Annotated in this window: 7 protein-coding genes; 4 read left to right on the top strand and 3 right to left on the bottom strand. The window is 68.3% G+C overall.

The annotated features are described in order from the left end of the window. Nucleotides 1-131 precede the first annotated feature (131 nt). From AB0I73_RS23750 to AB0I73_RS23740, 3 genes are all read right to left on the bottom strand, one after another. On the bottom strand, nucleotides 132-593 hold the full coding sequence (locus AB0I73_RS23750) for a hypothetical protein (RefSeq protein WP_363040418.1): 462 nt from the start codon (nucleotides 591-593) through the stop codon (nucleotides 132-134). Beyond that, the gene (locus AB0I73_RS23745) at nucleotides 593-1,426 is read right to left on the bottom strand and encodes a ParA family protein (protein WP_363040416.1); all 834 of its coding nucleotides are present in this window, start codon (nucleotides 1,424-1,426) and stop codon (nucleotides 593-595) included. Before AB0I73_RS23745 ends, AB0I73_RS23750 begins: the two co-directional genes overlap by 1 nt. A 213-nt stretch (nucleotides 1,427-1,639) precedes the next feature. After that, on the bottom strand, nucleotides 1,640-2,323 hold the full coding sequence (locus tag AB0I73_RS23740) for a hypothetical protein (protein ID WP_363040414.1): 684 nt from the start codon (nucleotides 2,321-2,323) through the stop codon (nucleotides 1,640-1,642). Between the two features lie 258 nt (nucleotides 2,324-2,581). Here AB0I73_RS23740 and AB0I73_RS23735 point away from each other — a divergent pair, with 258 nt between their 5' ends. From AB0I73_RS23735 to AB0I73_RS23720, 4 genes are all read left to right on the top strand, one after another. Beyond that, complete coding sequence (locus AB0I73_RS23735) at nucleotides 2,582-3,388, top strand: hypothetical protein (RefSeq protein ID WP_363040412.1); 807 nt, start codon at nucleotides 2,582-2,584, stop codon at nucleotides 3,386-3,388. Further along, a complete protein-coding gene (locus AB0I73_RS23730; protein WP_363040410.1) occupies nucleotides 3,381-4,592 on the top strand; it encodes an XRE family transcriptional regulator in 1,212 nt (403 codons plus the stop codon). The genes AB0I73_RS23735 and AB0I73_RS23730 overlap by 8 nt, the downstream gene beginning before the upstream one ends. A 41-nt stretch (nucleotides 4,593-4,633) precedes the next feature. After that, on the top strand, nucleotides 4,634-5,068 hold the full coding sequence (locus AB0I73_RS23725; RefSeq protein ID WP_363040408.1) for a hypothetical protein: 435 nt from the start codon (nucleotides 4,634-4,636) through the stop codon (nucleotides 5,066-5,068). 478 nt (nucleotides 5,069-5,546) lie between these two features. Then, nucleotides 5,547-6,455, top strand: coding sequence for a hypothetical protein (locus AB0I73_RS23720; RefSeq protein ID WP_363040407.1), 909 nt, complete (start codon nucleotides 5,547-5,549; stop codon nucleotides 6,453-6,455). Nucleotides 6,456-6,468 lie beyond the last annotated feature (13 nt).

Genomic DNA, 6,468 nt, shown 5'->3' with positions numbered 1-6,468 from the left:
CTACGCGCCTCCCGCGTTCCGCGCCAGCTCGAAGGCAGTACCTCGTAGCTCACGGCGGAGCCGTTGTGGCTTTTGGCCTCACCTTGGCTGGACCCCCAGTACGGGCGGCAGCGACTCGATGTCGAACGTGGTCACGCGACGTCCCCCTGCGACTCGGGGCCCGGGTCCTCGACCTTGAGCCGCCGGAAGTGCGCCTCCAGGGCCTGTTCCACCAGGGTCTGCGGGTTGAGTCCGGTCTGCTCGACCGCCGCGGTCAGCTTCCGGTCGGTCGACTTCAGGATCCGCACGGTTACCGGCACCCGCTCCGGACCACGGGGCCGGCCCCGCCGCCGCGGCGGGCGCGCGCCGCCCTTGGAGGCCGGGGCGGAAGCGGGTGCGGCCGGTGGCTTCTGTTCCGGGCTCTCGTTTCCGCCCGCTGAATCGCCAGCATTCCCGCTGGCGGGATCGCCAGCGTCGGAACCGCCCCCACCCCAGCTCTCGGGGTTGTCCCAGTCCGGTTCCTGCGCGCCGGAGAGGTCCGCCGGGTCCTTCTCGTCCCGGCCGGCGCGCTTGGCCCGCTGAGTTTGGCGGGCCTTCTCCGCGAAGGTGGGCATCAGGACTTCTCCTTCAGGTGCGGCAGTGTGTGGAACAGGATCTCCCGGTAGACACCCTGGAGGATCTTCGCCTCCCGGCCAGGCGCGGCCGTGATCGGCATGGAGCCGGTGCGGCAGACCTCGCGGATCGCGTAGTTCTTGATGAGGGTGGGCAGCACCAGGTCGCCGAAGTCCTCCACGAGCCGGTCGCTCCAGTCCTGGTGGATCTGTCGGTAGGAGTCGCCGCGCGGCACGATGCTCCGCACGATCCCGGAGATCTCCAGCCCCTCGTTGAGGCCGCCCGGGGCGGTGTAGTGCCCGATCGAGGTCATGGCCTCGACCGCGCCGTCGTGCCCGTCGTCGCTCAGGGTCGCGGGGATGAGCACCTTCTTGGTCGCGATCAGGGCGGAACCCACGATCTTCCCGCCGGCGCGGGGCGGCACGTCCAGGAAGAGCACGTCGACCAGGTCCCGTAGACCCCACAGGGCCCGCTTCAGCCGGAACTCCATCCCGGTGGTCGCGTCGGTCTCCCGGTTGCCGAACTTCCGGATGCAGGGCAGCACCCACACGTTGGACGGCCAGTCCTTGCCCGCGGGGACGAACGCGTCCCGGGCGATCTGCGCCGGATCCCGGGGCGGCTTGTCGGGGTCGACGTAGTACACGTCGTTCACCGACAGCTCCGGGTCGATGATGCCCAGCTCGTCGGTGAGGGTCGACCGCGGGTCCAGGTCGACACCGCCGACCCTCAGCCCCAGCTCGGCGGCCACGGCGATCAGGCCCGCCGTCAACGACGTCTTCCCGACGCCGCCCTTCTCGCTGACCTCAGCGACGATGTCCGGCTCGTGTTCGGCCACGGGTCCTCCTTCCTGTTCAGGTAAGCCGAAGAGTGACCGGCGCGCATGCCTAAGCGCAAGCTGACCCGCACGCTTTCCCGCCCGTGAACCCGCCAGCGGAAATGCCAGCAGCAGGGCAGCAGGAATTCGCGTTCCACCTGCGCGCAATCTAGCTAGATTGCGCGCAATGGGGCAGGCGAGAGACCCGCTGGGATCAGCGCTCGGCGGGGGCCGTCAGCGGGTGGCGCGTTTGACCGCTGTGCGGATGACGTCGCCGGTAGTGACCACCTGGGCCTGTAGCTGGGCCTTCTCCAGGATGCTGTCGGCGTCCGGCCGGGGCGCCATCGCGGCACACCACAGGTCGAGGAGGGTCACGGCGCCGGACCGTTGGGCCTCCCGGAAGATGACCTCCGGACCGTCCCCCCACCGCTTCTGCCACTCCCACAGCGCGGTCACGGCCGGGGCGGACGTCCAGTGGCAGGCGCGCACGAGCTGGTCGCCGAGGGCGCCCGGGAGCTTGACGTACATCCGGCCGGTCAGCTTGGTTGGCTCGGAGCCGTGGCGCTGGTAGTGCTGCGGTCCGGTGCCGACCCGGCGGCCGGGCACCGCGAACTCCTCAGCGGGGACGGGGTCATACTCGCCGGCCATCCCCCGCCGCTTCAGCTCGGCGCGCACCTCGCGGGCCACCACCAGGTCGCGGGTCCCGGCGAGCTTGCCCCGCTCCCGGAGCTTGCGGAACTCCGAGCGGATCGCCCCGCGGGCCTCGCTCAGCGCCTTGCCCCGCAGGAACTGGGTGCCGTGGGCCTTCCGCGCCTCGGTCAGCCACTCTTGCTCGGCTTTCTTGCCGACCCTCACCACCTCGTTCAGCGCCAGGAGATCATCGGGCTCGACAGCGACCACGAAAGGCATCAGCGACATGGCGCGCAGTCTAGCTAGATAGCCGGGGTCCGGAATCCGTTCTCCGCTCCTTCGCGGGTGCGCGCGTCGGACGGTCTCACGAGTCCCAAGGTGCTTGCTTATTCGCCATTATTTCCGCTTGCGAGAAATGTGCAACCAAGCTAGATAATGCGCGCAAGCCACCTATCAAGTGGGCGTTTGGCGGCCAGAAATTAAGTGATCGTGATACTTTGACGCTCGCTCGGTAAGTGAGTACGCGACTAGTCCTCTGGGGGGATCATGGCTGGTGAGGTCACGCCGTCGCGGTGGGCCGTCGAGCAATTCGGTGAGCACGCCGCAGATGTGATGCGGCACGTGGTTACCGGCCTGGCACGTGGCCAAAAGGCGGCCCGGTTAGTTCAGGTGACGGCAAAGTCCGCAGGGGCCGAGGACAAGCGTCCCTACGGCAGTATGTGGGCCACGCGCTACCACCAAGTCGTCTTGCAGTTCGACTTGGCTTCGCTACCTGGCTACGAGGCTCACAAGCCCAAGGGGGCGTCGTACAGCCTGGCTGTGGTCAACGGGCGGGTACTGATCCCCTTCCGGCACGCCACATCACTGAAGGAGCCGATCTCCTGTGCGAAGCTGAGCACGAAGATCCCTCAGAAGGTGTCCCGTGACAACGGCGTAGACCCCGCTCCGACTCTGTTCGACACTCCTGACGCCACCGAAGCGGAGGCAAACCCAACGGTGGCTGAAGCCGTTGCGGCGGCCAAAGCGGAGAAGCTGACAGTGATCTACGTTGCGTATGTGGCCAACGCCGACAGCGACGAGATTCTGGCCGCCTGGTGGGGCACGCCCTACTCGCTGGAAGACGACGGCACCATGCGGTGGGAGCCCGAGCGGCTCGACATGAGCATCGCCACCGCGCAAGACTCCAGCCGCTCTCGCGGTGATCTGCACGATGCGGGCACCGCCATCCCCACACAGGGCTGGGCCGGCGGCGAGGTGCCTTCGCTGAATGTCGTCCCGCGCTTCAAGGACACCAAGCATCCGTCCGCCGAGCAGGAACCAACGAACCCCGAAACAGAAGACGGCGATGAGTGAGAAAACCCAGCCACCGCTGTTCACCGCATCCGGCAGCCGCAGCGCTCGCAAAGGCCGCGCGGGTCTGGAACAGCCCTCCCCGGCCGCAGTACACGAGGCATTCGATCCCGCCCGGCTGGCCCAGGCGCGCAGCCTCCTGGGGATGACGAAGAGGCGTCTGGCCGACGAGCTTGGAGTGACCCCGGCCGCGGTGAGCCAGTACGAGATGGGCACCAACCGGCCTCGCCCTGACCTCCTGCCGAGGTTGGCAGAGATCTTGGAGGTGCCGTTGATGTACTTCTTGTCGGGGCGCCCCCATGCACGGCTGGATCCCTCCGCCGCGCATTTCCGCAGCCTGCGCAGCACGCGGTCCTACCAGCGTGCCAAAGCCATCGCGTTCACCGAACAGGCATGGGAGCTGACCTACGCACTGGAGAAGCGTGTCCGGCTCCCGGTGGTTGACCTGCCCGGCTTCGCGGGTGGGGAGGTCCTCTCGGGCACCGAACTGCCCAGCGACCCAGCTTCCGCCGCCCGAGCCCTACGAGTCGCGTGGGGGCTGGGCGCCGGTCCGATCACCCACCTGATCCGGCGGTTGGAAGCGCGCGGAATAGTAGTGATCACTCCACAGCGCGACGAGGACCTGCGATCAGTCGACGCCTTTTCCACATCGCGCCTTCCACGGCCGTTGATCGTATTGACCCCGAACAGGACCGACGACGTCTACCGGCACCGCTTCAGCGCCGCCCACGAGCTGGGCCATTTGATCCTGCACGGCGACGCCAGCCCTGGTGACATCGCCCAAGAACGTGAAGCCGACACCTTCGCAGCGGAGTTCCTCACACCCCGCGAGTCGATCCTGTCCGAGCTGCCCGCACGAGCTGACCTGCACAAGCTGTCGCAGTTGCGCGACACCTGGGGAGTATCGGTGCACTCCCTGCTGTACCGCTGCCGAGAACTCGGCCTCCTGTCGGACTCTTCGGCGAGCCGCGCCTATCAGCGCCTGCACGGCCTACAGGGGCAACCCGGTTTCGCTCCGGACCCCCTAGCTGGCTACCCCAGCGAGCAGCCCGCGCTGCTATCCCAGGCATTCGCCCTTGCCTGCGACCATGGCCTGACAATCACGGAACTGGCACGTGAACTGGCCTGGAGCGTGCCTCAGGTTCGTCGAATGCTCGGCGCCGAGGAAGACCGGCCGGCCCTCCGCCTGGTCGGTAGCGCGCCCTAAGTGTCGTTGCGCTGGCGATGACCGCGAGGAGCAACTCCGGTTTGTCCGGGACGATACGAGGGCCCGCGCTCACACTGCGCGGGCCTTTCGCCGTGGTGCTGGACATCCGGCCGGACGGCGCGATTGTTGGGCGGGACATGGAGCTGGGAGAAGCCGGGCCGGGAGTCGAGCAGCGGGCGGCGGCGGTGGCCGACGCGACGTGCGAGCTGGTCGACACGGTGACGCCGAGGACCTGGAGCACGGGTGCGGTCGAGGACGCGGCCGACGCCATCGACATGCTCGCCGAGGCCCTCGCGGCGATCGACCCGGAGGCCGCGCGAGCCCTTGCGGCGGTCCCGGCCGCCACCGCCGCACTGCGTCGCCGACTCGCCCCGGCCGCCACCCAGGACGTCCCTGAGGTGCCCGCGCCGGGCTCCGGACGGGTGCGCCGGCGCGGACTCGGACCAGGCTGGAAGGGCGTACGGACCACCGGCTGACTCCTGCACGAAGGTCCGCCGGGAGGTCCACCGGCGGAGGGTGGAGGACTCCTGGGCAGTCATGGCCGGCGGGCCCTGGTCAGGGCAGGGGAGCGTCCACCGCGTCCGGCACTGCCCGGCGGCGAGTAAGGGGGTCAAGGCGAGGGAGAAGGCCGGTGGCCGGAGGTGGGCGCCGAGGAGCGTGGCAGGTACCCCGGGTATCCGGTCTGCTCATCGGTCTCCCGTGGGAGACGGCTGTCCCCGTCGGGGCCCGTTTTGTCGAACGAGGAGCGGCGCCTTTGATGGGTAAACCCCCGCGGCCACGATTGTCGACCGTGGCTGCCCCCTCATCGGCTGACCCCGGGCCGCAGTGCGCACGCACTGCGGCAAGGCCACCTGGGTCACGAGGAGGGGAACCGTGTAATGCCGATGCCCTCGCACGCTCTTCGACGCATGATGAGCCGACGACAACTGCTTAGTAGGAGGGGAGCTTTGGGCTGTGCGCAGACAGGTTTCGGAGCAGTTCGCCTTCTGGACGTGCCGCAGGCTGTTCGGCCCGATCCTTCCCTACGACAGGTGCTTCGGCTGCGGGGGCATGCACATCCCGCCCAGCCACGGAGATCCTCATAACGGCCGCTACGACTTCGCGGGTGAGAGCGTGGCCGTCGAGGTCGTGTCGATCGTCAACTCCTCCGCGCTGAGGAACTTCTCCTCTTGGAACAAGCGTCACCCCGGACCGATCGAGGGGGAACCGGCCGAGTTCGGATTGACCCTGCCGTGGGTGATCGAGGTGCCCGCCCGCACTCCCACCAGCCAATTGGACACGGTCCTGGAGGCAGTGCATTCCATGGAGCGGGTCGGTATCCGCACAAACCGCACCTACGGATGCGGCGGTCGCCGCTGCCCCGCCGGATCGGACGGGCGGATATGCACGTTCTGCCAGGTTGCGTGCACCGCGCCCTTCCACGCCTACGTGGACGACGAGGGGCTACTCGCCTCCCGGAACGGGAACGTGGTCGTCAGCGTGTCCGAGAACCTGGACTCCCGGGGGCTGTTTGACCTGGTGCACGAGATCATGGGTCTGCTCCGGCCGAACGCTGACGGGCAGAGAACAGACGTTCAGCGAAAACTCGACCTGGCCGAACGGCAGGGCAAAAGCCGGCGGGTGGTGTGCTTCGTGCTGGATCTCTACTTCGCCCTCCGACTCAACGTGTACCCGGGCACCTGGAAGAAGCTGGGGACCTTCCCCTGGGATGCGATTCGCCCGGTCACCGACGTCGTAGTGGCGTCACCAGACTTTCACCGCGCCGTGGTCTTCTCAGACGCTGCCCCCACCAGGCAGATACCGGTACGCGACGCGGAAAGGGTGCCGGCCCCACGCACTCTCGGATGTGGTTCCCGCCGGTAGCGTCGGCCAGGTC

The organism is Streptomyces sp. NPDC050388, from assembly GCF_040655635.1.
Taxonomy (GTDB): Bacteria; Actinomycetota; Actinomycetes; order Streptomycetales; family Streptomycetaceae; genus Streptomyces.
Note: the sequence above shows the minus strand (reverse complement) of the source record. Positions and strands in the feature narration are given on the sequence as shown.